22 protein-coding genes are annotated in these 21,772 nt (G+C 70.0%); 7 read left to right on the top strand and 15 right to left on the bottom strand.

The window, feature by feature from the left end; genetic code table 11:
* The first annotated feature begins 41 nt into the window (after positions 1-41).
* The 3 genes from ABD932_RS26045 to ABD932_RS26035 are packed head-to-tail and all read left to right on the top strand — an operon-like array spanning position 42 to position 3,582.
* Positions 42-566: a PadR family transcriptional regulator gene (locus ABD932_RS26045; protein ID WP_031483740.1), complete on the top strand. Its 525-nt coding sequence runs from the start codon at positions 42-44 to the stop codon at positions 564-566.
* A complete protein-coding gene (locus ABD932_RS26040) occupies positions 563-1,252 on the top strand; it encodes an ABC transporter ATP-binding protein (RefSeq protein ID WP_126394669.1) in 690 nt (229 codons plus the stop codon). Before ABD932_RS26045 ends, ABD932_RS26040 begins: the two co-directional genes overlap by 4 nt.
* On the top strand, positions 1,249-3,582 hold the full coding sequence (locus tag ABD932_RS26035) for an ABC transporter permease (RefSeq protein WP_345015928.1): 2,334 nt from the start codon (positions 1,249-1,251) through the stop codon (positions 3,580-3,582). The genes ABD932_RS26040 and ABD932_RS26035 overlap by 4 nt, the downstream gene beginning before the upstream one ends.
* Positions 3,583-3,663: 81 nt before the next feature.
* Here ABD932_RS26035 and ABD932_RS26030 read toward each other — a convergent pair whose 3' ends face one another.
* Complete coding sequence (locus ABD932_RS26030; protein ID WP_345015927.1) at positions 3,664-4,611, bottom strand: LysR substrate-binding domain-containing protein; 948 nt, start codon at positions 4,609-4,611, stop codon at positions 3,664-3,666.
* 136 nt (positions 4,612-4,747) lie between these two features.
* On the opposite strand from ABD932_RS26030, the gene ABD932_RS26025 reads away from it, so the two are divergent.
* Complete coding sequence (locus ABD932_RS26025; protein WP_126394662.1) at positions 4,748-5,302, top strand: peroxiredoxin; 555 nt, start codon at positions 4,748-4,750, stop codon at positions 5,300-5,302.
* Positions 5,303-5,307: 5 nt separating this feature from the next.
* Positions 5,308-5,841, top strand: coding sequence for an alkyl hydroperoxide reductase (locus ABD932_RS26020; RefSeq protein ID WP_126394660.1), 534 nt, complete (start codon positions 5,308-5,310; stop codon positions 5,839-5,841).
* Positions 5,842-5,894: 53 nt separating this feature from the next.
* Here the strand turns inward: ABD932_RS26020 and ABD932_RS26015 are convergent, their stop codons facing one another.
* From ABD932_RS26015 to ABD932_RS26000, 4 genes are all read right to left on the bottom strand, one after another.
* Entirely contained in the window at positions 5,895-7,274 is a 1,380-nt protein-coding gene (locus tag ABD932_RS26015) for an AI-2E family transporter (RefSeq protein WP_345015926.1), read from the bottom strand.
* A gap of 138 nt (positions 7,275-7,412) precedes the next feature.
* Complete coding sequence (locus ABD932_RS26010) at positions 7,413-8,096, bottom strand: aggregation-promoting factor C-terminal-like domain-containing protein (RefSeq protein ID WP_345015925.1); 684 nt, start codon at positions 8,094-8,096, stop codon at positions 7,413-7,415.
* Between the two features lie 418 nt (positions 8,097-8,514).
* Positions 8,515-9,840, bottom strand: coding sequence for an RNA 5'-3' helicase PhoH2 (phoH2, locus tag ABD932_RS26005; protein ID WP_126394655.1), 1,326 nt, complete (start codon positions 9,838-9,840; stop codon positions 8,515-8,517).
* 354 nt (positions 9,841-10,194) lie between these two features.
* Positions 10,195-10,968 (bottom strand): isoprenyl transferase, encoded by a 774-nt coding sequence (locus ABD932_RS26000; protein ID WP_126394653.1) that lies wholly within the window; start codon positions 10,966-10,968, stop codon positions 10,195-10,197.
* Positions 10,969-11,904: 936 nt separating this feature from the next.
* Here ABD932_RS26000 and ABD932_RS25995 point away from each other — a divergent pair.
* Positions 11,905-13,080: a winged helix DNA-binding domain-containing protein gene (locus ABD932_RS25995; protein WP_345015924.1), complete on the top strand. Its 1,176-nt coding sequence runs from the start codon at positions 11,905-11,907 to the stop codon at positions 13,078-13,080.
* Positions 13,081-13,110: 30 nt separating this feature from the next.
* Here ABD932_RS25995 and ABD932_RS25990 read toward each other — a convergent pair whose 3' ends face one another.
* Genes ABD932_RS25990 through ABD932_RS25980 form a run of 3 tightly spaced genes read right to left on the bottom strand, consistent with a single transcriptional unit; the run spans position 13,111 to position 15,443 of the window.
* Complete coding sequence (locus ABD932_RS25990) at positions 13,111-13,935, bottom strand: class I SAM-dependent methyltransferase (RefSeq protein ID WP_345015923.1); 825 nt, start codon at positions 13,933-13,935, stop codon at positions 13,111-13,113.
* A 23-nt stretch (positions 13,936-13,958) separates the two neighbouring features.
* Complete coding sequence (locus ABD932_RS25985; RefSeq protein WP_345015922.1) at positions 13,959-14,504, bottom strand: GNAT family N-acetyltransferase; 546 nt, start codon at positions 14,502-14,504, stop codon at positions 13,959-13,961.
* 60 nt (positions 14,505-14,564) lie between these two features.
* Entirely contained in the window at positions 14,565-15,443 is an 879-nt protein-coding gene (locus ABD932_RS25980; protein ID WP_345015921.1) for an LLM class flavin-dependent oxidoreductase, read from the bottom strand.
* 61 nt (positions 15,444-15,504) lie between these two features.
* On the opposite strand from ABD932_RS25980, the gene ABD932_RS25975 reads away from it, so the two are divergent.
* Complete coding sequence (locus ABD932_RS25975; protein WP_345015920.1) at positions 15,505-15,870, top strand: DUF192 domain-containing protein; 366 nt, start codon at positions 15,505-15,507, stop codon at positions 15,868-15,870.
* Positions 15,871-15,912: 42 nt separating this feature from the next.
* Here the strand turns inward: ABD932_RS25975 and ABD932_RS25970 are convergent, their stop codons facing one another.
* From ABD932_RS25970 to ABD932_RS25940, 7 genes are all read right to left on the bottom strand, one after another.
* Positions 15,913-16,542, bottom strand: coding sequence for an OmpA family protein (locus ABD932_RS25970; RefSeq protein WP_126394645.1), 630 nt, complete (start codon positions 16,540-16,542; stop codon positions 15,913-15,915).
* Between the two features lie 8 nt (positions 16,543-16,550).
* A complete protein-coding gene (locus tag ABD932_RS25965; RefSeq protein ID WP_345015919.1) occupies positions 16,551-17,132 on the bottom strand; it encodes a hypothetical protein in 582 nt (193 codons plus the stop codon).
* A 34-nt stretch (positions 17,133-17,166) separates the two neighbouring features.
* Positions 17,167-17,763 carry a pilus assembly protein TadG-related protein gene (locus ABD932_RS25960; RefSeq protein ID WP_345015918.1) on the bottom strand — a complete coding sequence of 199 codons (597 nt, stop codon included), beginning with the start codon at positions 17,761-17,763 and terminating at the stop codon, positions 17,167-17,169.
* Positions 17,763-17,960, bottom strand: a complete 198-nt coding sequence (locus ABD932_RS25955; protein WP_345015917.1) for a Flp family type IVb pilin — start codon at positions 17,958-17,960, stop codon at positions 17,763-17,765. The genes ABD932_RS25960 and ABD932_RS25955 overlap by 1 nt, the downstream gene beginning before the upstream one ends.
* Positions 17,961-18,105: 145 nt before the next feature.
* Positions 18,106-18,858 (bottom strand): response regulator, encoded by a 753-nt coding sequence (locus ABD932_RS25950; protein WP_345015916.1) that lies wholly within the window; start codon positions 18,856-18,858, stop codon positions 18,106-18,108.
* On the bottom strand, positions 18,855-20,741 hold the full coding sequence (locus tag ABD932_RS25945; protein ID WP_345015915.1) for an ATP-binding protein: 1,887 nt from the start codon (positions 20,739-20,741) through the stop codon (positions 18,855-18,857). Before ABD932_RS25945 ends, ABD932_RS25950 begins: the two co-directional genes overlap by 4 nt.
* Before the next feature lie 39 nt (positions 20,742-20,780).
* On the bottom strand, positions 20,781-21,692 hold the full coding sequence (locus tag ABD932_RS25940; protein WP_345016420.1) for a DUF5936 domain-containing protein: 912 nt from the start codon (positions 21,690-21,692) through the stop codon (positions 20,781-20,783).
* Positions 21,693-21,772 lie beyond the last annotated feature (80 nt).

Raw genomic sequence — 21,772 nt, 5'->3', positions numbered from 1 at the left:
CGTATACATGCGGCGTATACACCCCATGTAGAGTCATGGCCATGTCCATCGGTCACACCCTTCTAGGGCTCCTGGAATCGGGCCCCCGCCACGGTTACGACCTCAAGCGGGCCTTCGACGAGAAGTTCGGTCACGACCGGCCGCTGCACTACGGCCAGGTCTACTCGACGATGTCCCGGCTGCTGAAGAACGGGCTCGTCGAGGTCGACGGGATCGAGCCCGGCGGCGGGCCCGAGCGGAAGCGGTACGCGATCACCGACGCCGGCATCACCGACGTACAGCGGTGGCTCGCGACGCCCGAGAAGCCGGAGCCGTACCTCCAGTCGACCCTGTACACCAAGGTCGTCCTCGCCCTGCTCACCCGGCGCAACGCGGCCGACATCCTCGACACCCAGCGCGCCGAGCACCTGCGCATGATGCGGATCCTCACCGACCGCAAGCGCAAGGGCGATCTCGCCGATCAGCTCATCTGCGACCACGCCCTGTTCCACCTGGAGGCCGATCTGCGCTGGCTGGAGCTCACCGCCGCGCGCCTCGACAAGCTGGCCGAGGTGGTGGCCAAGTGACCCCGCCTCCCGGTTCCCTGCTCGCGGCCGAAGAGCTGCGCAAGGCCTACGGCCCGACCGTCGCCCTCGACGGCGCCGAGTTCTCCATCCACCCCGGCGAGGTCGTCGCCGTCATGGGGCCGTCCGGCTCCGGCAAGTCGACCCTGCTGCACTGCCTCGCCGGAATCGTGCCGCCCGACTCCGGGTCCATCACCTACAACGGGCACGAGCTGGCCGGCATGAGCGACGCCCAGCGCAGTGCGCTCAGGCGCTCCGAGTTCGGCTTCGTGTTCCAGTTCGGGCAGCTCGTACCGGAGTTGACCTGCGTCGAGAACGTCGCCCTCCCGCTGCGGCTCAACGGGACCTCCCGCAAGGAGGCCGAGAAGGCCGCCCTGACCTGGATGGAGCGGCTGGAGGTCGACGGCCTGCGCAAGAAGCGGCCCGGCGAGGTCTCCGGCGGTCAGGGGCAGCGCGTCGCCGTCGCCCGTGCGCTGGTCACCAACCCGCGTGTGCTCTTCGCCGATGAGCCCACCGGCGCGCTCGACTCCCTCAACGGCGAGCGCGTGATGGAGCTGCTGACGGATGCCGCGCGGTCCACCAACGCAGCCGTCGTGCTGGTCACGCACGAGGCCCGGGTCGCCGCCTACTCCGACCGCGAGATCGTCGTACGGGACGGCAAGTCCCGGGACATGGAGCGGGTCGTATGAGCGTCGGCCAGTGGGCCAAGGACCTGGGCATGGGGGTCCGGTTCGCCTTCGCCGGCGGACGTGAGGGCTGGGTCCGGGCCCTGCTGACGGCCGTCGGGGTCGGGCTCGGCGTGGCGCTGCTGCTGCTGACGACCGCCGTACCGAGCGCGCTGACCGAGCGCGAACACCGCGGCAGCGCCCGGGACGACTTCACGTACGGCGCGAAGCCGCTGCCCAAGGCGGACGACACGTTGATCATCGCGGAGGTCGACACGACCTTCCGCACCGAGGACGTACGGGGCCGCCTCCTGGAGCCCGAAGGCCCGCGGGCCCCGCTGCCGCCGGGTGTCGAGAAGTTCCCCGCGAAGGGCGAGATGGTCGCTTCGCCCGCGCTCAAGCGCCTGCTGGAGTCCGACTCGGGCAAGCTGCTGCGCGAACGCCTCCCCTATCGGATCACCGGCACCATCCAGCAGTCCGGACTCGTCGGGCCCGCCGAACTCGCCTACTACGCGGGCGGCTCGGGTCTGGCAAGCCATCTGAGCAACGGTTCCATCGAGCGCATCGACTACTTCGGGCCCTCCTCAGGGATGGTGGACGACGGGCTGGACCCGATCCTGATCCTGCTCGTCATGATCATCTTTGTGGTGCTGCTGCTGCCGGTCGGCGTGTTCATCGCGGCGGCCGTGCGCTTCGGCGGCGAGCGCCGGGACCGTCGGCTCGCGGCCCTCAGGCTGGTCGGCGCGGACGGGGGGATGGCGCGCCGGGTCGCGGCCGGCGAGGCACTCGCCGGGGCACTGCTCGGGCTCGTCCTCGGCACCGGATTCTTCCTGGTGGGGCGTCAGCTGGCGTCCCTGTTGAAGGTACGCAACACCAGCGTGTTCCCGAGCGACCTCAATCCGTCGCCCGCGCTCGCCGCGCTGGTCGCCGTCGCCGTACCGGCCGCGGCCGTACTGGTGACGCTGTTCGCGCTGCGCGGGGTCGTCATCGAGCCCCTCGGCGTCGTCCGTACGGCGAAGCCCCCGCGCCGTCGGCTGTGGTGGCGACTGCTGCTGCCGCTGGCCGGCCTCGCGCTGCTGTACCCGATGATGGGGCAGGGCAACGGCAACGGGAACTTCAACGAGTGGATGGTGATCGGCGGCACCGTACTGCTGCTGGTCGGCGTCACCGCGCTGTTGCCGTGGCTCGTCGAGGCCGTGGTGGCCCGGCTGAACTCGGGCTCGATCTCCTGGCAACTAGCGGTTCGCAGGCTCCAGTTGAGCAGTGGCACGGCTGCCCGCATGGTCAACGGCATCGCGGTCGCGGTGGCCGGGGCGATCGCCCTGCAGATGCTGTTCGCCGGGGTCGAGTCCGACTACACCGAGGACACGGGCAACGACCCGAGCCGGGCTCAGCTGACGTTGCACGTGCGGGACGACGTGTCGCTGGGCGAGCTCGCCGGGCAGCTGACGCGCACCGAGGGCGTGCGCCACGCGACGGCCCTCGCCGAGGGCTCGGTCGGCGACCGGGCCAAGGAGCCCGAACTCTCGCTGGAGGCGACCGTCGCCGGCTGCGCCGAGTTGCGTGAGGTGGCGCGTCTGACGTCCTGCCGGGACGGCGACATCTTCAGGATCCTCGGCAGCCAGTACGACAGCGAGACGGAGAAGGTCACCAAGCCGGGCGGGACCCTGTACTTCGACCCGGCCTACCCCGATTCGCCGAGCCACACGGTGTCCTGGAAGGTGCCCGCCGACATCAAGGCGGCGGCGCCACGCGAGGATCCGACCGGCTACGAGCGCGGCGGCCTGCTGTTCACCCCGGGCTCCCTGCCCGAGGGCGCGGCAGCCGGCATGTTCGAGAAGGTGTACGTCTCGCTGGACACGTCGGTGCCGGACGCCGCCGAGTTCACGCGCAATGCCGCCGCGCGGATCGATCCGCTGACGGACGTGAGCGCCCTGGTCGCCAGCCGGCAGTCCGAGGAGTTCCGCGCCATCCGCAACGGCCTGTTCGTCGGGGCGACCTGCGTCCTGCTGCTGATCGGCGCCAGCCTGCTGGTCTCCCAGCTGGAGCAGCTGCGCGAGCGCAAGAAGCTGCTGTCGTCCCTGGTCGCCTTCGGCACCCGGCGCCGCACGCTGAGCCTGTCGGTGCTGTGGCAGACGGCGATCCCGATCGCGCTGGGTCTGCTGCTGGCGTCGGTGGTGGGGCTGACGCTGGGCGCGGTGCTGCTGAAGATGGTCGAGGCCACGGTGAGCGTGGACTGGGCGAGCGTGCTGACGATGACCGGCATCGGTGCCGCGGTCGTGTTCGCGGTGACGCTGCTCAGCCTGCCGCCCCTGCTGCGGCTGATGCGCCCGGACGGGCTGCGCACGGAGTGAACGACCGGGGGCCGGCGCTCAGCCGTCGGCCCCCGGTCGACAGAGGCACCCGCCCCAGAGACGGCACCCTCTGCGCACAACTCACCCCTCCGCCCCCAACACCCGCACGGGCAACGGCCGCAACGCCTCCCGCAGGGCCTCCGCCAGCTCCTCGTACTCCCCACCCCGCGCCGCCCCCGTCCGCATGGCGAGGGCGACGCGGCGGGTGGGGGCCGGGTCCGCGAAGTACCCGGTGAGGAGCTGGCTGCTGCGCGTCGTCTCCAGCTTGAGGGCGGTCCGCGGGAGCAGCGTGCAGCCCAGGCCGCCCGCGACGAGCTGCACGAGCGTCGACAGCCCGGCGGCCGTCGTGGTCACGGGGGCGTCAGCGCGGCCGGCCTCCCGGCAGATGTCGAGCGCCTGGTCACGCAGGCAGTGCCCCTCGTCCAGAAGCAGCAGGTTCAGCTCCTTGAGGGCCTCGCGCGGGATGCCCTCGCGCCCGCCGAGCCGGTGGTCGAGCGGCGTCACGAGCACGAAGTCCTCGTCGAAGAGCGGGAGTTCGGTGACACCGGGCACGCCTAGCGGGACGGCGAGCAGCAGCAGGTCCAGTCGGCCGGTGGCGAGCCCCTCGACGAGGCTGGCGGTCTGCTCCTCGTGCACCTGGAGGTCGAGGTGCGGGTAGCGCTCGTGGACGAGGCGCAGGACGGTCGGCAGCAGATACGGCGCCACCGTCGGGATGACCCCGAGCCGCAGGGCGCCGGTGAACGGAGCCCGCACCGCCTCCGCCTCCTCCATCAGCGCCGCGACCTCCACCAGCACCGCCTTCGCCCGTACGGCCAGCCGCTCACCGGCGGGCGAGAGAAGCACCTTGCGGGTCGTCCGCTCCACCAGCGTGACCCCGAGGGTCTCCTCCAGCGCGGAGACGGCACCGGACAGCGCGGGCTGGCTCATGCCGATCGCGGCGGCGGCGTCGCGGAAGTGGAGGTGCTCGGCCACGGCGGCGAAGGCGCGCAGCTGCGCGAGGCTCGGCTGCCTCCTCTTACCAGCAGTCACTGATAAATACCTCCGATCAACTCGACCGAGTGTAGCTATTTCCCGTATCAATGCAGCCTGTGCCAGGATCGGTAAGGTCCAACCCAAGGGAGACACCTGTACAGACACAGGTGTCTCTTCGCTGCAAGGAGAGCGTGTGCTCACTGTCGGTGACAAGTTCCCCGAGTTCGAACTGACCGCCTGCGTCTCGCTGGAGAAGGGCAAGGAGTTCGAGACGATCGACCACAAGACCTACGAGGGCAAGTGGAAGATCGTCTTCGCCTGGCCGAAGGACTTCACCTTCGTCTGCCCGACCGAGATCGCGGCCTTCGGCAAGCTGAACGAGGAGTTCGCCGACCGCGACGCCCAGGTCCTCGGCTTCTCCGGTGACTCGGAGTTCGTCCACCACGCCTGGCGCAAGGACCACGACGACCTGCGCGACCTGCCCTTCCCGATGCTGGCCGACTCCAAGCACGAGCTGATGCGCGACCTCGGCATCGAGGGCGAGGACGGCTTCGCCAAGCGCGCCGTCTTCATCGTCGACCAGAACAACGAGATCCAGTTCTCCATGGTGACCGCCGGCTCCGTCGGCCGTAACCCCAAGGAGGTCCTGCGGGTCCTGGACGCCCTGCAGACCGACGAGCTGTGCCCGTGCAACTGGACCAAGGGCGAGGACACCCTGGACCCGGTCAAGCTGCTTGCCGGAGAGTGAGTGACATGTCCCTCGACTCCCTCAAGTCCCGCATACCGGACTACGCCAAGGACCTGAAGCTCAACCTGGGCTCGGTCATCGGCAACTCCGACCTCCCGGCCCAGCAGCTGTGGGGCACGGTGCTCGCCACCGCGATCGCCTCCCGCTCCCCGATCGTGCTGCGCGAGCTGGCGCCGGAGGCCAAGGCGAACCTTTCGCCGGAGGCGTACACCGCGGCCAGGTCCGCCGCCGCGGTGATGGCGATGAACAACGTCTTCTACCGGACCCGGCACCTGCTGTCCGACCACGAGTACGGCAGCCTGCGCGCGGGCCTGCGAATGAACGTCATCGGCAACCCCGGTGTCGACAAGGTCGACTTCGAGCTGTGGTCCTTCGCGGTGTCCGCCATCAACGGCTGCGGCCTGTGCCTCGACTCGCACGAGCAGGTGCTGCGCAAGGCCGGCGTGGACCGCGAGACGGTCCAGGAGGCCTTCAAGATCGCGTCCGTCGTTCAGGCGGTCGGTGTCACCCTGGACGCCGAAGCGATTCTGGCGGAGTAGCCCTTCGCCGAGAAACGCGGGGCCCGTTCACCCTGAGGGTGAACGGGCCCTTGTCATTCCTCCGCCGCCGACTTGTCCTTCGCGGGCGGCGGCGGGTCCACGGAAGCCACACCCACCGCGGTCGCTCCCCTCGGTTCGGGTGCGTAGCGAAGGGCCGCCTCCTGCGAATAGGCCCGCAGATACCCCACGATCGTGTTCGTCACCGCCACCAGCGGTACGGCCACCACCGCGCCGCCGATCCCGGCCACTATGCCGCCGGCCGCCACCGACAGCACGACCGCCAGCGGATGGACCCGGACCGCGCGGCCGAGGATGAACGGCTGCAGGATGTGGCCCTCGATCTGCTGGACGGCCAGGACGACGATCAGGGTCATGACCGCGGTGAAGACGCCCTGCGTGACCAGGGCCACGACCACGGCCAGCGCGCCGGAGGCCACCGCGCCGACGAGCGGGATGAAGGAGAACAGGAAGATGAACACGGCCAGCGGGACGGCCATGGGGACGTCCAGGAAGTAGATGCCGATGCCGATGAAGACGGCGTCGATCAGGGCCACCATCACCGTGCCGCGCACATACGCCGTCAGCGTCGCCCAGGCCCGCGGCCCGGCACCCGCGACGCCCTGCCGGGCCGCGGCCGGCACCAGCTTGAGGGTCCACTCCCAGATCCGCTTGCCGTCGTAGAGCAGGAACAGCGTCGAGAAGGCCGCCAGCAGAATGCCGGTGAGCGCCTCGACGATGACCGTCACGCCTTCGAGGCCGGCCGAGGTGATCGCGTCGGTGTTGGCGCCGATCGCCTCCCGGAGGTTCTCGGCGATGTCGTTGATCTGCTTGTCGGTGACGTGGAACGGGCTGTTGAGCAGCCAGTTGCGCAGTTCGTCGATGCCGTCCTGGATCTGGTCGGAGAGGTTGTCGATGTTCTCCATGACCTGCCAGGTCACGAACCAGCCCATCAGCCCGATGACGACGAACCCGAGGATCGCGGTCATCGCGGTGGCGAGCCCGCGCGGCACCCCACGTCGCATCAGCCACGCCACCGAGGGCTGCATCAGCGCGGTGAGGAGCAGGGCGATGACGAACGCCAGCACCACGAGCTGTACGGCGCTGATGACCCGCATCAGCACCCAGACCGTGCCGGCCAGCACCAGCAGCCGCCAGCCGGCCTCCGCCGCGACCCGTACGCCCCACGGCACGACCTGTGCGGGGTCGGGGCGGGGCGGCGGAGCCGCGGGCGCGTAGTCGGGGGGCCGTGGGACGTGGTCGGCGGGCGGCGCCGGGGCGTCGGCTGCGGAGGTCTCGGGCTCGGCGGCGGACCGCTGCGCGGGCTGGATGTCGCCGCTCTCCCGTTCCACCGCCGCGCGACGCTCGTCCAACCGCTCACTCATCTCGGTCAGTCCGGCAGCGAGCCGACCGAGCCACCCTGGCACTCGCGACATGATCCGTCCTCTTCCCCCGTCTCTCCTCACCACTCCCCCCTGGAGTCGTTGCGTCCGACCGTACATGGCGTCGTGCGCGGAAGCGCGAAAGCCCCTCACCGAAGGACGGTGAGGGGCTCCACAGGGTTGAGCGCAGGCTCAGTACCAGTTGTTGGCCTGCCAGAAGTCCCAGGCGCCGCACGGGCTGCCGTAACGGTCGTTCATGTAGTTCAGGCCCCACTTGATCTGGGTGGCCGGGTTCGTCTGCCAGTCCGAGCCGACGGACGACATCTTGGAACCGGGCAGCGCCTGGAAGAGGCCGTAGGCACCCGAAGACGGGTTGACGGCCTTGTAGTTCCAGTCGGACTCGTGGTCCACGATGTTGCTGAAGCACTGGAACTGATCGCTCGGCACCATCTGGCGCGCCATCGACTGGATCTGGGCGATGCTGTACGAGCTGTAGACCGGGAAGTCGGAGGCGCTACGGGACGCCTTCGCCTCGGCCTCTTCGCGCTCCTTGGCTTCCTTCGCCGCCTTCTCGGCGGCTTCCTTCTTGTCGATCGCGGTCTGGGCCGCGGCCTTGCGGGCCGCCTCCTCCGCGTCCTTCTTGGCGCTCGCGTCCGCGGCGATGGCCTGGACGTCGGCCTGCGCCGTCAGCGACTCGGTCTGCACCTGGGCCTGCTGGCCCGCGGGTATGTCCGCGAGGAGCGTCGAATCGGCAGCCGTCGCCTCGGCGTCGTTGTTCTGCGCAGTGCTGCCCGAGGCAACGCCGACGACGCTTCCGACAGCGGTGACCGCGGTGGCCGAGGCCACTGCGAATCCCCTGACCGAAATCGGACTCACACGGTTTCCTTCCAGCATCGCCCGCTTCGGTGACCCTGGCGGACGCAATCGTGCCCCTGGCGCTGGCCTCCCAACTGCGGGGTCACGGGAGGCACGGACCCGGTGGGCAACTCCCCCAAGGGGAGCGCCGCGTGAGAACTCGGGCGGCATACGACGACGCTATGCAGTTGGCTGTGGTGTTGCTGTGGTGCCGTACCGCTGGGGGTACAGGTGTGTCGTATGCGGGGCCTGACAGGAGTGAGACTCTGCCGTACCCGGACGCCGCAAGGCAATTCTGTGTTGCGTGTGAAAGCTCACACCTTGTTTGTGCCAGGGGTTTTACGGAAAGCCGCACACGCCGAGGCGCCGCCCGGATAGGCTCCCTGCCTTTCCGAACGGCGCCAACCAACGAGTAGCTACCGCAAGTTGAGCACTTGGGTCAGATCTGCCCGTCCTCCAGCATTTCGGTCACAAGGGCGGCAATCTGGGACCTCTCGGACCGCGTCAGCGTGACGTGGGCGAAGAGGGGATGCCCCTTCAGCTTCTCCACGACGGCGACGACACCGTCGTAGCGACCGACCCGCAGATTGTCCCGCTGGGCCACGTCATGGGTGAGAACCACCCGCGAGTTGGCGCCAATTCGGGACAGAACGGTCAGCAGGACGTTCCTTTCCAGTGACTGCGCCTCGTCCACGATCACGAACGCGTCATGCAGCGAGCGTCCGCGGATGTGGGTGAGCGGCAGCACCTCCAGCATTCCTCGCGCGGTGACCTCTTCGATGACCTCGCGGCTGGTGACCGCGGACAGCGTGTCGAAGACCGCCTGCGCCCAGGGGCTCATCTTCTCGGCCTCGGAGCCGGGCAGATAGCCGAGCTCCTGCCCGCCCACCGCGTACAGCGGCCGGAAGACCATCACCTTCTGGTGCTGACGGCGCTCGAGCACCGCCTCCAGCCCCGCGCACAGCGCCAGCGCCGACTTGCCCGTGCCGGCCCGGCCACCCATGGACATGATCCCGACGTCCGGGTCGAGCAGCAGGTCGAGCGCGATCCGCTGCTCGGCACTGCGCCCCTTGATACCGAAGGCCTCCCGATCGCCGCGCACCAGACGCACGTTGCCCTCGGGCGAGATCCGCCCCAGCGCCTTGCCGCGCTCGGACTGGATCATCAGTCCGGTGTGCACCGGCAGCTCGGCGACCTCGGGGACATAGACGTGCCCCTCCTCGAAGAGGATGTCCACCTGCTCGCCGGGCAGGGTCAGTTCGGACATTCCGGTCCAGCCGGACGAGTCCGTGATGGCGAGCTCGGCGCGGTACTCCTCGGCGAGGAGTCCGACGGACGAGGCCTTGATCCTGAGCGGGAGGTCCTTCGACACGACCGTGACGTCGAACCCCTCGGCCTGCAGATTGCGGGCGACCGCGAGGATACGGGAGTCGTTGTCCCCCAGGCGGTAGCCGGTCGGCAGCACGCTGGGGTCCGAGTGGTTGAGCTCGACACGGACGGTCCCGCCGAGATCCCCGATCGGGATGGGGGCGTCGAGGCGACCGTGCCGGACCCGGAACTCGTCGAGCAGGCGCAGCGCCTGCCGGGCGAAGTAGCCGAGTTCGGGATGGTGCCGCTTGGCCTCCAGTTCCGTCACCACGACGATGGGGAGCACGACCTCGTGCTCGTCGAAGCGGCTCAGGGCGTTCGGGTCGGCCAGCAGGACGCTGGTGTCGAGAACGTAGGTGCGCCGGTCTGGCTTGTGGCGCTTTGTGCTGGTCACCACGGAAGGACGTACCCCCTCGGATGAGGTCGGGGAGCGACGGAGTGGAGCTGGACCGGTCGTCGGCCGCCCTGCACGCCTGGCACGGGCCGAAAACCGGCCCTCCACTGCTTCTTCCATGCCGTGACCGCACGGTCGAGCTGGTGCAAAGGGCCTCCCGGGCGGACGGCTCCGGCGCCGCCCGCTGAGATACGACACCCGTGGTTCGGGTGTCGACCTGCTTGCCTTATGCCCTCGAACATGCGGTGCCATGCCAGCGCATATGACGGCGCGCTGGTGAACTCCTTGTTACTTCTGTCCCGGAGAGGGTGGCTTTTCTCTCACCCGGATACGGCGAGGAGTGCGCCGGAGAGCGGCTCAGCCGCCGTAACGCCGGTGCCGGGCCGCGTAGTCGCGCAGGGCGCGCAGGAAGTCGACCTTGCGGAAGGCCGGCCAGAAGACCTCACAGAAGTAGTACTCGGAGTGGGCCGTCTGCCAGAGCATGAATCCGGACAGCCGCTGCTCGCCGCTGGTGCGGATCACGAGGTCGGGGTCGGGCTGGTCGCTCGTGTAGAGGTGGCGGCCGATCATGTCGATGTCGACGGACTCGGCGAGCTCCTCCATCGAGGTGCCCTTGGTCTGCGCGTCCAGCAGCATCGACCGTACGGCGTCGGCGATCTCCTGGCGGCCGCCGTAGCCGATGGCGACGTTGACCAGTATCCCGTCGATGTGGGCCGTGGACTCCTCGGCCTCCTTGAGGGCGGCCTGCATCGGGGAGGGCAACAGGTCGGGGGCACCGACGTGGTGGACCCGCCAGCGGCCGTCGGCGGCGAGGGTGCGGACGACGTCCTCGATGATGCCGAGGAGGGGGCCGAGCTCCTCCGGCGGCCGGTTGAAGTTGTCCGTCGACAACAGCCAGAGGGTGACGACCTCGACGTCCGTCTCGGTGCACCAGCCGAGGAACTCCTCGATCTTCTCGGCACCGGCACGGTGGCCGTCGACGGCGGTGGAGCCGGCGGCCTTCGCCCAGCGCCGGCTGCCGTCCACGATCACGCCGATGTGCTTGGGCACCTGAGCGTGGTCCAGGTGACCTTCCACCCGGCGTGCGTACAGCCTGACCAGCAGGCCGCGCAGCTTGTCGCGCAGGTTCACGTGATTGTCAGCCCCTCCGTACGGATCGGACAGGCGCGCGGCGCTCCGCGCGGCGCAGTGGAGGGCGCGGTTCCTGTCCGTATGGCGGTCCCCTGCGGCGAAGCGTACCCCTGCGGGGCTTGGGGCGTGGTTTTGGGGTGCGGGGGGTGGGGTCGGCGCCTTGGGTGGGGGTGTCTGGTGTGCGTGGGCGGCTGCGGGTGAGCGGGGGCTGGTCGCGCCCACGCGGCGGAGCCACATATCAAGCACAGCCCCGCGCCCCTGCCCAGTAGAGGAGAGGAGCGGGCTCGTGGGCACAAAAAACGGGCCGGTCCGTGGGGGGGAGACGGACCGGCCCGAGGGGGGGTTTCCACCATAACCCTTCGTAAGGGATGCTGCGCGCATTGGCGTGCCACAACTACTCTCCGAAATCGCTCGGCGACGGCGCGGTGGCCATGCGGGGGCCTGTTCGTGGCGGAAATGTGGCCGCGTCGACACGGATTCTCTGGGGAAACGGGTGGGATACGGACGGATCCATAGGGTTTGGCGCAGCTTGGGGGGCGCTCGGCGACTTGTCCGCGCTTCCCTCCCCCGGGTGACGCCGACCGCGAACGTCCGCTTGACGGCGCGGATGGCGCCGTGGGGCACAGATGGGGTCGACGCGATGCGCGTCCAGCAGGGGCGCGTACGGGGGCATGGCACCGCGCAGCCCCCTCCACTGCGCGGTGCCGCCGCGCAGCTTTGCTTACGCGAATTACCTTGGTCTGAACTTACGTGACAGGTGAAGGGAAAGCGAGTCAGCCGTCATAACAATGTGGAAAAGGTGAGGGTTCCTTTGATGCGCAGGACGTGGAAGCCGTTCGCGCATGGATGCACGGTTTGCAGTGCAGAGCACACAGAGAGTGGCAAGCCCTCGAATAGAGGACAACATCTGACCTCTGTCCGGCCTAACGTCGCCCCATGACTGTCACTGTCACGTGGGACGAGGCGAGCGCGCGGCGGCTGGAGCGGCAGTTCCTGGACCGTCCCGCCGGGGTCGGCACGCCGGTCGCCGATGTGGTCGGGGCGATGCTGGGCGCGCATGCGCAGGTGCTGTCCGCGGCCGAGGTGTCGGTGGGGGTGCGGGCCGCCGGGGTGTCGCGGGCGGACGTACGGACGGCGCTGTGGGACGAGCGGTCACTGGTGAAGACGTTCGGCCCGCGCGGCACCGTGCATCTGCTGCCCGCCGCCGAACTGCCGCTCTGGTGCGGTGCGCTGAGCGCGATTCCGACCGGGCCGAGCCCGTTTCCGCCGGATGTGCGGGTGACGGAGGAGCAGGCGGAGCAGATCGTGGCGGCGATCGGGGACGCCCTGGACGGGGTGTGTCTGACCGTGGAGGAGCTGGGCGAGGAGGTGGTCGCCCGCACCGGTCCCTGGGCCGGTGACCTGGTGATGCCGGCCTTCCAGGACCTGTGGCCGCGCTGGCGGCAGGTGATGCACCGGGCCGGCCAGTCGGGCGCGCTGTGCTTCGGGCCGAACCGGGGGCGGAAGGTGACGTACACACGGCCGCGGGGGTTCGATCCGGTGCCGGGGGCCGGGCCGGGGCAGGTGGGCGAGGGGGCGCTTCGGGAACTCGTACGGCGGTATCTGCGCGCGTACGGACCGGCGACGCCCCAGTACTTCGCGAAGTGGCTGGCGGCGCCGGTGGGGTGGGCGGTGGCTCTGTTCGGGGAGCTGGCGCGGGCCGGGGAGGTCGAGGAGGTGTCGTTCGAGGGAGCGGCGGCCTGGGTGGTGGCGGGTGACACGGGGTTCCCGGACGGGCGGGTGCGGGGCGTGCGGTTGCTGCCGTACTTCGACGCGTACGCCATCGCCGCGCAACCGCGGGAGTCACTGTTCCCCGGGAAGGCGTACCGGCGGGCTCTGGCGGGCGGTCAGGCGGGGAACCATCCGGTGCTGTTGGTGGACGGTGTGGTGGCCGGGGTCTGGCATCAGCGGCGCCGGGGCCGTCGTACGACGGTCACGGTGGAGTCGGTCGGACGACGGCTGACGGCGCGGCAGGAGAGGGAGCTGGGCGAGCAGGTGGAGCGGGTCGGGGAGGTGCTGGAGGCGACGGCGGAGCTGGTGGTCGGGGAGGTGACGGTCGGTCCGCACGCGTGAGGGCCGTGCCGGGGGGCTCAGGCGTGGGGCTCAGGCGTGGGGCTTGCGGGCCTCGAAAAGGTGGCGGGTGCTGTGCGCGACGAAGGGGCCGTCGGACCGGATCGACTCGTGCAGGGCGCGCAGCCGGGATTCGTACGCCTCGACGGTGAAGCCGGGGACCATCCACACCACCTTCCGCAGGAAGTGGACGACGGCCGCGATGTCGTGGAACTCGATGCGCAGCCGCTCGGCCCGCAGATCGACGATGTCCAGCCCGGCGGCCTCGGCGGCGGCGCGCTCGCGGTCGGGGTGGCGGGCGTCGCTCTGCTCCTCGTGGAGCGGGCCGAGGAAGTACTCGACGAGCTCGAAGACACTGCGCGGCCCGACGTGCTGGGCGAAGTAGGTGCCGCCGGGCCGCAGGACACGGGCGATCTCGGCCCAGTGCGGGCTGACCGGGTGCCGGCTGCCGACCAGGTCGAAGGCGCCGTCGGCGAAGGGCAGCGGGGCGTCCTCCGGGGAGGCGACGACGGCGACGCCGCGCGGGCGGAGGAGGGCGGTGGCCTTGGTGACGTTCGGCGGCCAGCCCTCGGTGGCGACGGTGAGCGGCGGCACCTTCGGGGCGGCGCGGCGGAGGGCGAAGTCGAGTACCTCCCCTCCCCCGGTCTGGATGTCGAGGGCCGCGGTGGCACGGGAGAGCCGCTCGGCGAGGGACGTGGCGTATCCCCAGGAGGGCCGGGCCTCGGTGGCACGCCCCTCGAACCAGGAGAAGTCCCAGCCTTCGGTGGGGACGGCGGCGCCTTCGGCGACGAGGTCTTCGAAGGAGGCAAGGGAAGCAGGGGAGGTGGGGGAGGTAGGGGTGTGCTGCGGCTCAGTCATACGGTGATCGTCCCAGGGTGGGATCAATCGCCGCCGCCGATTTTCCGCTCCTGCCCTGCGCCGGTCTCGGCATCGGTCTCGGCATCGGTCTCGGTCTCGGCATCGGTCTCGGGGAGGACGAGCAGCACATGTTCGTCGTCGCCGTGGTGGAGGGTGCCGGCGTGCCGGAAGCCGTGGCGTTCGAGGAGGCGTACGGAGGCGGTGTTGGCGTGGAAGGGGTCGGCGTACAGCGGACGTGTCCGGTCGAGTTCCAGGAAGAGGGCGAGCGCCCTGGTGCCGATGCCCCGCCCCCAGTACGGCCGCCCGAGCCAGTAGCCGAGGAAGCGGCGGTCGCCGTCCCACCAGGAGACGACGCTGCCCGCGACGTCGTCCCCCACCATGACCGTCCGCACGAGGCAGTTCTCGTCCCCGAGCACTCTCGTCCGCCAGTGCTTCATGAAGGCGTCGCGCGGCCGGGGCGGGAACCTCGACCGCCAGACGGCCTCCGGGTCGTGCTCGTGGACGAGGAAGGTCTCCAGGTCGGAGTCGTGCACGTCTCGGAGGCGTACGTCCGCGGTGTCGTCGCTCATGTCCAGGAGTCTGGCAGGAGCCACTGACAACGCCGCCGAGCCGGGCACGGACCCTCTCGACTACGGCACCAGCGGCCGCACTTCCTCCGCCGCGAACCGCACGAACCCCTCCGGATCGGGCTCGTCCCCCGTCGGCTGCAGCACCACGGTGTCGGCGCCCGCGTCCGCGAGCCGCTGCACGGCCTTCGCGACGGCGCCGGCGTCCCCGGCGACACCGAGATCGGGCACGGAGCCGAGCCCTTCCGCGGCGAGCTCGGCCTTGAGCCGGGCGGCGCCGTCGGGCCCGGTGGCGGTGAGCAGATAGACGACGATCGGATGCGGCCCGACACCGGAACGGCCCGCCGACTCCCGCCCCTCGTCGATGAGTTGCCGGGCCTTCCGTACCCCCTCGGGCGAGGTCGAGGCGGTGAGCAGGGTTCCGTCGGCTGCCTCCCCGGCGAGCCGCAGCGAGCGGGGCCCGGTGACCCCGGCGATGACGGGCACCGGCTCGACGGGCGGCCAGTCGAGTGCGACGTCGTCGAGCTTGACGTACCGGCCCTCGGTACTGACCCGCTCCCCGCCGAGCAGTGCACGCAGGGCGACGAGATGCTCCCGCAGCAGGCTCACCGGCGACTCCACCCTCGCCCCCACCTGCCCCATCCAGTCCTGCACGCCATGCCCGACGGCGAGAATGGGCCGCCCCGGGAACATCCGGTGCAGGGTGGCGGCCTCCATGGCGGCGATGGCGACGTTCCGCAGCGGGACGGGCAACAGCCCGACGCCGACCTTGACCCGCTCGGTCCAGGCGAGGGCGGCCGCGGCCGTGGAGATCCCGCCCTCCCGGAAACAGTCCTCCCAGAGCCAGAGCTCTTCGAGTCCAGCGGCGTCGGCCAGTTCGGCGACGGATCGGAGTCGTTCGGGGGCGAGTTGGGGGCGGAATACTGCGCCGAGTCCGGTCATGCGATCTTTCCTACCCGGGTAGCACTCGCCGGACAACAGAAAATCCAGGAGGTGGCTGAGGATGGGGCGGCGTTGGCGTGACGGGCGAGGGGCCCTGGTCGTCCATGGGGAGCGGGGTGACGTGTCGGTGCCCCTGGAGATCGCCGCGTCCTATCGGGCCCGCACGAAAGGGCTCCTGGGGCGTGATGCCGTCGACGGGGCGATGCTGCTCACGCCTGCCGGCGGTGTGCACACGTTCCGCATGCGCATCCCCATCGATGTCGCATACCTCGACCGCCGGCTGAACGTCATCGCGGTCCACACCATGCGGCCCGGGCGGTTGGGACTGCCCCGGCTTCGTGCCCGGCACGTGCTGGAGGCGGAGGCCGGGGCGATGGCGGGGTGGGGGGTGCGGGTGGGCACGCGGGTGAGTGTGGAGTCGGGGTGAGGAGAGATGAAGTGAAGTGAGGTCAGGTCAGGTCAGGTCAGGTCAGTTGTCCGAGCGCGGGAACGAGACCTCCACCCTTCGGTTCTTCTTACGGCCTGACTCCGTGTCGTTGGAGGAGATCGGGTACTGCTCGCCGTAGCCCCGTACCTCGTAGGTGATCGTGGAGTCGTTCAGCTCCGACTCCAGGACGCCCTGCACGGCGTTCGCGCGCTTCCGGGACAGGACGTCGCCGTGGGCCGAGGAGCCCAGGTTGTCGGTGAAGCCGAAGACGCGGATCCGGGTGGCGTTCTGGGTCTTGATCTCCTCGGCGATGGACGAGATACGGGCCTTCGCCTCGCCGGTCAGCTTCGCGCTGTCCTTGGGGAACAGAACCTCCGCCTGGAGCGCGAACTTCACGTCCGTGTTGGTGTCCTCCCGGCGTTCCTCACCGGCCTGGTCCTCGACCACCTGCTTGATGTCCAGCACCTTGGCTTCGGCGAGCGTCGCGCCCTCCGGGAGCTTGAGGTCGGGGTCGTTGGCGTCCACCTCGACGGGGGCGGCGGCCGTCGCCGCGGTACCGGGCGGGACGCTGGGGTCGTCGGCCGCGTCGGCCGTGGTGGCGCCGAGGATGTTGGCAGCGACCATGAGGGTGGCCGCGGTGAGGGTTAGGGGGAGGCGGGGGGTGCGGGTCATGGTCGGCCTCATCCGGAGATCTGGATGGAGGCGGTGGCGAACGACGGGAGCTGGAAGGTGACCTCCGAGGTCCCGGTCGGCGGCGAAGGGAACTGCATGAACACGGGTACGGATTCACCGGACTTGATCGAGGTGAGGTCCGTCGTGGTCAGAGGACGGCCATCCGTGTCCCGCAGGACGTAGTACCGCTTCTTGCTCTTCGAGTCGACGAGCGTGGCGCCACCGAGTGACCTACCGTGCCTGACGATCTCGGTCTCGTCTCCTCGGAGCACCGCAGGAACGACGACAGTCTTGGCACCGTCGTTCTTCATGGTGCCGTTCACGGTGAGGAAGCCGCCGGAGTCACGCACAGCCGAAGTGACCTGGAGCACCAGACCGTCAGGTCCCTTCATCTCCGCCAAGGGGGCGTCCGTCTGTCCCTCCTGCGCACTCGGGTCGGACCCACTCTTCGACGGAGCGGACGCCGTGGCTTCCGGCTTCTTGTCGTCGTCCCCGCCACTGCCGCAACCGGCCACGCCGAGGGCCAGTCCAGCCGCAACGGTCAGCGCGACCATCCCCCTGTGGGCCTTCGTGGTGAACCGAATGCTCATGCCTCTGCTTCCCTCGTCACTCGTCGATCGCTTGTCAGTCGGCCAGATGGACATCGAAGAGGTCCTCGGGCCCCGGGAGATCGTCAAGATCCTCCGGGTCCAGGGTCCAGTTCCTGTCCTTGCAGGTGAGCTCCGGCAGTACGTGGTCCCCGGCATCCTCCCCCGGGAGCTCGAACTCGCAGAGCGGCTCGATCACGGCGGTGGCGGTCGCTGTCGAGTGCACGTCCTCGGTGCCGGGCACGATGGAGTCACCGACGGGTTTCGTGGTCTTGACCTCGACCTCGTAGCCCGGAGGCAGGCCGAGCATCGACTCGCACTCCGCCGTGGCGTCGTTCTGCGCCGCCAGTTGTGCCGCCCGCCCGCACCCGTCGAACACCACGCCCTCGCCGTCGAAGATGTCCTGCCACTTCGTCGGGTCGAGTACGTTCTCCACCCACTCGTCCGTGAGCTTGTCCCGGGTGTCCAGGGCCGCCGCGAGCGCTGCCGCGTCCGCTGCCGTCTGGGCACCGTTCCGATTTGCCGCGGCCTGGCCGACCGCAAGGTAAGCGAACGCAAGAAAGAGCAGGCCCGCCACCACCGTGATGTAGATGGGAAAGGCCTGCCCTGCGTCGCCGGACCTGGATGGCCGCATCAGCCGCCGGTCACTTCGGCGATCTTCTCCGTGATCGCGTCGTAGATCGTGCTGCCGATGTCCGTCCCCGTGATCGCCAACACGATCGCTACCACCACGGCAATGATCCCCAGGTATTCCACCGCCGTCTGCCCCTCGTCGTTGCGCACAGCGCGTGAGCGGAGGCGTGCGACGGTGGTGTTGATCCAGTTGCTCATGGTGTTCCCCTCTGGTGTCCGGCGATCGCTGAGCACTTCGCTCGTAATGCTCATGAGAAAAGTAAGCGGGATTACCCGGAACACCAGAGGGTCCCAGGGCCCAATTCCGGGCCCAGTCCGAAAACCATCGCTGTGTCATCGCCGATCAACTCCGTCCTGGGTGTGAACCCGGGGCGGTGCCCAGCCACTTGGCGGCGGCTTCCGCCCGGCTGGTGCTGTGGAGTTTGGCGAAGATGCGGTTGATGTGGTTCTTGACCGTCTTCTCGCTGATGAAGCAGGCGGCGGCGATCTGCTGGTTGTTCATGCCCGATGCGATGAGGTCCATGATCTCCGCCTCCCTCCTGCTCAGCTGGAACCGCGAACGGTACGACGACGACTGTCCCACATCTGGTTGCACTTGCGAAAGGAGTTCCGGGGAATTGCCCGTAGGAGTTGATAGTTGAGAGTTTGCTTCCGCGAGCGACGGCGCTGCCGCAGCTGCCGCCGTAGGCGTGAGTCGAGGCGGCCGACCTCGCTTGATGTCCCGTACGGCCTCCACCAGTTCGTCCGTCGTGAACTCACCGTGGACCAGGTACCCGACTGCCCCTCGGCGCAGGGCCTCGCGGACCGTCTCCGACTCCGCGCTGTACGTCAGCATCAGCACCGGGGCGATGCGCACGAGGTGCGGAAGTGCCGTGATGCCGTCCATGCCCGGCATGCGGACGTCCAGGAGGATCGTGTCGGGGCGGTGGCGGCGGGCCGCCTCGTGGGCCTCGTGGCCGTTCGTCGCCTCGGCCACGACCGTTATGTCCGCGTGGGTGGAGAGGAGGGCCGTCAGGCCGGCGCGGACCACCGGGTTGTCGTCGGCCACCACCAGTCGGAGAGGCTCGGTGGCGGGGGCTGGCTTCCGCTCGGTCATGAGGTCGCCCCTGTCGTCCTCGTCGTCCTTGTCGTCCTCGTCGTCGTCAGGGCCGCCAGCGGGAGTTCCAGGCGGACTTCTGTGCCGCGCGCCTGCCTGCCCTTGCCGATGTGGATGCGGGCTCCTATCGAGGCCGCTCGTTCCGTCATGCCCAGCAGGCCGAAGTGGCCCGTCCGGCGGAGGTGTTCGACGGTCGTGCCGGCGGGGAGGCCCTGGCCGTCGTCCTGGACGGTCAGCCGGAGCACGTCGGCCTCCACGCCCGCCCGTACGTCGACACGGGTCGCCTTCGCGTGGCGGTGGGCGTTCTCCAGGGCCTCCTCGGTGATGGTGAGGAGGTGGCGGGCCACGGCAGGCGGGACGGCGGGCAAAGGGGTCTCGCCCGTGGCGTGGTACGTGGCGCGCATACCGGTGCGGGTTGTGAAGGCCTCGGTGCGGGCCGCCAGTTCAGGCGCGATGTCCGTCGCGTGATCCGGGTCGGACTCGCGGCGCAGGTCCGCCAGCAGCTCCCGGGACTCGGCCGCTGCCCGGCGCGCCGCGCGGGCGACCAGCTCCGCCTGTTGCCTGATCCGGGACGCGTCCATTCCGGGCGATTCCGTGCGGGACGATTCCGTGGGGGACGAATCCATGGCGGGCGAGCCCGCGCCGGTCCGGTCCACGCGGGACGCGCCCACGCCCGACGACGGGTCCACGCCGGACAGGACCACGCGGGACGAGTGCACCCCCGACGGATCCACGCCGGCCAAGCCCACGCCCGACGGATCCACACCCGACGACGGGTCCACGCCGGAAATGACCACACGGGACGAGTGCACCCCCGACGGATCCACGCCGGCCAAGCCCACGCCCGACAGACCCACACCCGACGACGGGTCCACGCCGGAAATGACCACGCGGGACGAGTGCACGCCCAACGGATCCACGCCGGCCAAGCCCACGCCCGACAGATCCACACCCGACGAGCCCACCCCCGCCGACGGATCCACGCCAGCCAGACCCTCACGGGACGAGTCCACCCCGGACAACCCCCCACCCCCCGCCGCCCCCGCCGAAATCGCCAGCCCTTCCGCGGCCAGCGCCACGCCATGCAGCGTCTTCGCCACCGAGTCGTGCATCTCGCGGGCCAGCCGGGCCCGTTCCGCGCTCACCGCTTCCGTGACCGCCAGGCGGGCCTGGATCGTCGTGAGGGCCTGGGTGGCCGTGCCGAAGCGGAGCATGAGGTTGCGCAGGGACGAGCCCAGGGCGCCCGTGATGACGCAGAGGCCCGGGAGGAGGAGCTTCTCCGCCAGGCCGCTGCCCGCCTGCGCCTCCCCGTCGATCGCGTAGGCCAGCAGCAGGATCAGTGACTGCGCGCTGGCGAACACCGCCGCGCCCCGGTAGCCGTAGACGATGCCGGCGAGCAGCGGGGTGCAGACGCTGACGTAGGCCAGCGTGGTGTCCGGGCCCGCGGAGACGAGGAGCAGGGAGGTGCAGAGGGTGTCCGCCGCCAGGAGGGTGGGGTGGCGCAGGAGGAGGGGGCCGAAGCGTTCCCAGTCGCGGAACAGGACGTAGGAGCCCATGAACGTGACCACCACCGAGGCACCCACCAGGCGGGTGGCGAGGCCCGGTGCCGCGTTGAGCAGGGCCCCGGGTGCGGCGAGCGCGATCATGGCGAGCCGGAAGCCGAAGACCTGGCGGCACAGTGCCTGGAGGGCGTTTATCTGGAGGGTGATCGTCGACGACCGTTCCGTCTCCTCGGTCGCCGCACGGGACGTCCAGCGGCGGCGCAGCCCGAACGTGAGGCTCGCCGCCCTCAACAGACCCGCCTCCGTCCGCGCCCCCGTCCCTGTCGCCGTCCCCGTCGACTTCGCCGTCGCCGTTCCCATCCGCACCGGCATTCCTGCCATACAGCCCTCCCCTCCCCTGCTCCCTCCCCCCGTCAACGACTACTCCCCCGTCAAGGACCCGAAGTCCGTCCCCGACCCCAGCAACAGCCCCGCCCCCAGCAGGATCATCGTCGCCGGAACCATGAACGTCGTGATCATCATCGTGGCCTTGGGCACCGCCCGGGCCGCCTTCCTACGGGCGTTCTGGGCGTCCGTGCGGCGCATGTCCTTCGCCAGCGCCACCAGCGTGTCGACGATCGGCGCGCCGAGCTCCTCCCCCTGCTGCAGTGCCGTCACGAACATCGCCATTTGTTCGGAGTCGTTCCTCCTCCTCAGCTCCGCGAAGGCCTGGCGGCGGCTCATGCCGAGGTCCATCTGGCGCAGGGTGATGCGGAGTTCGTCGGCCCAGGGGCCCTCGTACTTCGAGGCGACCCGGTCGAGTGCCTGGCGGAAGCCGAGACCCGCGCTCACCACGACCGCCAGGACGTCCAGGAAGTCCGGCAGGGTGCGTTCGATCTCGTCCTTCCTGATGCGGATCGCCGACCAGATGCCGACCTCCGTCCAGAAGGCGCCGAACGCCAGCAGCAGCAAGGCCATCAGCACCTGGCCCCGGAGCAGGAAGACCAGGAAGCCGACCGCGCCGAGGAAGCCGTACACCGCCCGCCTGGCCGCATAGCGGTCGATGGTGAGGCCGCCGGGGTTGCCCGCGAGGTCGATCCTGCGGCGGTACTTGGCGACCAGCTTCGGGCCCATCAGGCGCAGCACGGCGGGGGCGTAGCGCATGCCCATGCGGTCGATCAGCGAGTCCACGGCGCCGGTGCGGGTCGCGCCGACCTCCAGGGCCAGCGCCAGGTCGCTGGGCAGCTTCGCGTCGGCCCGGTACATGCGGATGCCGGCGAAGACGCCCCACACGCTCAGGCCCGTCACCAGGGCGAGGATCAGGCCGAGTTGTCCGATTTCCGTCGCCGTCATCGCCGTCGTCGTCGTGGCCGTCGTGGCCGTCGTCGTCATCGCCGTCGTAGCCGGCGCCATCATCGTCATCGTCATCGTCT

The sequence above is a fragment of the Streptomyces shaanxiensis genome, assembly GCF_039537145.1.
In the GTDB taxonomy this organism is placed as follows: domain Bacteria; phylum Actinomycetota; class Actinomycetes; order Streptomycetales; family Streptomycetaceae; genus Streptomyces; species Streptomyces shaanxiensis.
The sequence above is the reverse complement of the archived record's forward strand: the minus strand, read 5'-3'. Positions and strand labels throughout refer to the sequence as shown.